4 protein-coding genes and 1 pseudogene are annotated in these 3,854 nt (G+C 69.9%); 2 read left to right on the forward strand and 3 right to left on the reverse strand.

The genetic code is table 11. The features are described 5' to 3' along the window. Window positions 1–490 precede the first annotated feature (490 nt). Together LJE69_RS12485 and LJE69_RS12490 are read left to right on the forward strand one after the other, a co-directional pair. A complete protein-coding gene (locus LJE69_RS12485) occupies window positions 491–961 on the forward strand; it encodes a DUF29 domain-containing protein (protein ID WP_296925467.1) in 471 nt (156 codons plus the stop codon). Further along, window positions 855–1,337, forward strand: coding sequence for a Uma2 family endonuclease (locus LJE69_RS12490; RefSeq protein ID WP_296925470.1), 483 nt, complete (start codon window positions 855–857; stop codon window positions 1,335–1,337). Before LJE69_RS12485 ends, LJE69_RS12490 begins: the two co-directional genes overlap by 107 nt. A gap of 251 nt (window positions 1,338–1,588) precedes the next feature. Here LJE69_RS12490 and ribD read toward each other — a convergent pair whose 3' ends face one another. The 3 genes and pseudogenes from ribD to glyA all read right to left on the reverse strand — a co-directional run. Next, a complete protein-coding gene (gene ribD, locus LJE69_RS12495; protein WP_296925472.1) occupies window positions 1,589–2,719 on the reverse strand; it encodes a bifunctional diaminohydroxyphosphoribosylaminopyrimidine deaminase/5-amino-6-(5-phosphoribosylamino)uracil reductase RibD in 1,131 nt (376 codons plus the stop codon). Then, window positions 2,716–3,243 carry a transcriptional regulator NrdR gene (gene nrdR / locus LJE69_RS12500; RefSeq protein ID WP_296925474.1) on the reverse strand — a complete coding sequence of 176 codons (528 nt, stop codon included), beginning with the start codon at window positions 3,241–3,243 and terminating at the stop codon, window positions 2,716–2,718. The genes ribD and nrdR overlap by 4 nt, the downstream gene beginning before the upstream one ends. A 47-nt stretch (window positions 3,244–3,290) precedes the next feature. Then, window positions 3,291–3,854: pseudogene (gene glyA, locus LJE69_RS12505) on the reverse strand (serine hydroxymethyltransferase); the annotation flags it as partial.

The raw sequence follows: 3,854 nt of genomic DNA on the forward strand, positions 1-3,854 counted from the left end.
CCAGCCGCGCCCCGGCGGCTGCGCGAGCGCGCCGGTGGCAGTGGCCAGAAGCAGCACGGCCAGCAGCGGTAGGAGCGGTGGGTGGCGCATCACGACGGTACTCGGGTGGAATAAAGACGCAACAGGGCAGAAAAGACACAACGAGTGTTGTTGGCGCAGCGCCCCGGCAACCCGACGGCGCGGAACCAACAACTGTCTCCAATTATGGACCGTGCGCGGCGGTTCGGGTTCGCGGCAACCCCGCAAGACTTGCCGAAACCCTTGTCACGGCCGACGGGGAACTGCCCCCGGAAGCGCCAGCACCTTGCAGACCAGCCGCCAAACGCGGGTAACAAGGCGAGACACCACCGTGTTCCAGCCCCGGAAATCGCAAGCTGGGAAGCTGCCGCGATGCGCCGGACGAGCCGGCATCGTGCATGTGCCGCACATCCCGCCTAGACTGTCGCTTATCCCGCACCAAAGCCGACGGCCCGGCGCCGTCCATCCAGCCATGAACCGCCCCGCACCCGAGCCCATGCCCGAGCCGCAGTACGCCGACTACGAAGGCGATATCGTGGCCTGGGCCGAGCACCAGGCGCGGTTGCTGCGCGAGGGCCGCCTCGCGGAAATCGACCGGGAGCACATCGCCGAGGAGATCGAAGACTTGTCAAAGCGCGAGCAGCGTGAGCTCGCGAGCCGCATGGCCGTGCTGCTCGCGCATCTGCTCAAGTGGCGCTTCCAGCCCGAGCCTCGCGGACACAGCTGGCTCACCACCATCCGCACCCAGCGCAACCGCATAGAGCGCCGCCTGCGCCTGACCCCGAGCCTGCGCCGCTGCCTGCAAGACCCCGACTGGTGGGCCGACGCCTGGGATGATGCCCTCGACACCGCCACCCGGGAGACCGGTCTCTCGACCTTGCCAACCAACTGTCCCTGGCGCGCGGAGCAGTTGCTCGACCAGGCCTGGCTGCCGCAGGGCTGATGCCAGAATCCCTGCCACGGCTGACGCCGGACAAGTACCTGGCCGTGGAGCGGGAGAGCGAGAACCGTACTACCCGGATGTCTTCGTGCGCTGCGCCGGCGAGCGCGGCGACCCCTATTTCAAGACGGACCCGGTGCTGATCGCCGAGGTGCTCTCACCGCGCACGCAACGCTACGATCGGGGCGACAAGCGCCTGGCGTACCAGTCGCTGCCGACGCTGCGGGAGTACCTGCTGATCTCCCAGGACGAGCCGCGGGTGGAGGTGCTGCGGCGGTCGGACGGCGGCTGGGAGCATGCGGTCATCGCGAATGCCGACGGCGTGGTTCGGCTCGAGTCCGTGGGGCTCGAACTGCCTTTTGCCGATTTGTACGCGTAGCCGAAGCAGCGGATGCGCTTCGGGATTGGGCAAGAATTGCTCGCAACGCCGAAATCGAACGGATCGTAGGATCGTAGGTCGGGTTAGCGATAGCGTAACGCGACAATCAACGGCTTACGGACGTCCAGCGTCGGGTTACGCTGCGCTAACCCGACCTACAACGGCTTGGGAGTGTCGCCCTCCAGGGCGACACGGATAAGCACTCCAGGGCGACACGGATAAGCACTGCGAGCGGCCTCGGCGCTGGACCCTCAGCCCTCGGCCCGCCTCAACAGCAAGCGCAGATCCACCCCCACGCGCCGCACGTCGTCGATGACGAGCCCGATGCGCTGCTCCATGCGCTCCAGGCCGGGCAGGTGGAACAGCCCACGGGCGGCGTCGCCCATCAGGTGCGGGGCGAGGTAGAGCACCAGCTCGTTCACCAGACCGAGCGCCATGGCGGCGCCGGCCAGGGTCGGACCGGCCTCGATGAGGACCTCGTTGATCTCGCGCTCGGCGAGGCGGCGGAGCAACAGGTGCAGGTCCACGCGCCCCGCCGGGTCCGCCGGCAGGACGCAGACCTCGGCGCCGGCGGCGTTGGCGCGGGCGATGGCCTTCGGGCCGTCCTCGCAGGTGGCGATGAGGGTGGCGCCGGGCAGTTGCAGCATGCGGGCGTCCAGCGGCATGCGCAGCCGACTGTCCACCACGACTCGCAGCGGCTGGCGCGGCAGCTCGCCCGGCCACAGGGACGGAAATTCTTCCGGTTCAAGGCGCACGTTCATGGACGGGTCGTCGGCCAGCACGGTGCCGATGCCGGTGACGATCGCGGACGAGCGCGCCCGCAGCCGGTGCACGTCGCGCCGCGCCTCGGGCGAGGTGATCCACTGGCTCTCGCCGCTGGCCATGGCGGTGCGCCCGTCCAGGCTCGCGGCGAGCTTGCAGCGCACGTAGGGCAGGCCGCCGCGCATGCGCCGCTCGAAGCCGGGGTTCAGCGCCCGCGCATCCCCCTCCAGCACGCCCGTGCGCACCTCCACGCCAGCCGCGCGCAGCCGCGCGAGGCCCTTGCCGCCCACCAGGGGGTTCGGGTCTTCCATGCCGACCACGACGCGGGCGATGCCCGCCGCCAGCAGCGCATCGGTGCAGGGCGGCGTGCGGCCATGGTGGCAGCAAGGCTCCAGGGTGACGTAGGCCGTCGCGCCACGGGCACGCTCGCCGGCGGCTTCGATGGCGTTGCGCTCGGCGTGCGGCTCGCCGGCGCGGCGATGGAAGCCCTCGCCGACGATCTCTCCGCCCTGCACCAGCACGCAGCCGACGCGCGGGTTCGGGTCGGTCGTGTAGAGACCCCGGCGCGCCAGCACGACGGCGCGGGCCATCATGCGGGCATCTGCATCCATCGGGCTCATGGCTTCCTGTTGTGCTGCACCGGGTCCAGCCCTTCGAGCAGGTCCAACTGGGCCTTCTTCTCGGCGGCGGTGGGGTGCTGCTCCAGGCGCTCGATCTCCTCGCGGAAGGCGTCCACGTCCTCGAACTGCCGGTACACGGATGCGAAGCGCACGTAGGCCACCTTGTCGAGCTCGCGCAGCTCGTCCATCACCAGCTCGCCGATGCGCCGGCTGCTGACCTCGCGCTCGCCGCCGGCGAGCAGCTTGCGGTTGATGTGCGACAGGGCGGCGTCGATCTGCTCGGTGCTGATGGGGCGCTTCTCGGCCGCGCGCATCAGGCCGGAGCGCAGCTTGCGGCCGTCGAAGGGCACGCGGGTGCCGTCGCGCTTCACCACGCGGGGCAGGTTCAGCTCCGCGCTCTCGTAGGTGGTGAAGCGCTCGTTGCAGACGGTGCAACGGCGGCGGCGGCGCACCTGGTCGCCGTCGCCGGACAGCCGCGAGTCCACCACCTTGGTGTCCTGGGCGCCGCAGAAGGGACAACGCATCGGCGCTCGGGCTCCGGCCCCGGCTGTGACAGTGGCTCAGCGCGACGTCAGCCGGCGTGCGCCTGGTACACCGGGAAGCGGGCGCAAAGCGCCAGCACCTGGCCCTGCACCTGCTCGATGGTGGCCGCATCGCCGCGGGCGTCGATGACGTCGCACATCCAGCCCGCGAGCTGCCTGGCCTCCTCCAGCCCGAAGCCGCGGGTGGTGATGGCCGGCGTGCCGACGCGGATGCCGCTGGTGACGAAGGGCGACTGCGGGTCGTTGGGCACCGCGTTCTTGTTGACGGTCATGTTGGCGGCGCCGAGCCAGGCGTCCACGTCCTTGCCCGTCAGGCCCTGCTCGATGAAGCTCACCAGGAACAGGTGATTGTCGGTGCCGCCGGAGACCACGTTGTAGCCACGGGACAGGAACACCTCCGCCATGGCCTGGGCATTGAGTACCACCTGGCGCTGGTAGTCCTTGAAGCCGGGCTCCAGCGCCTCCTTGAAGGCGACGGCCTTGGCGGCGATGACGTGCATCAGCGGCCCGCCCTGGGTGCCCGGAAAGACCAGCGAGTTGAACTTCTTTTCCAGGTCCGGGTTGGACTTGGCCAGGATCATGCCGCCGCGGGG

The sequence above is a fragment of the Thiohalocapsa sp. genome (assembly GCF_022340605.1).
In the GTDB taxonomy this organism is placed as follows: Bacteria; Pseudomonadota; Gammaproteobacteria; order Chromatiales; family Chromatiaceae; genus Thiohalocapsa.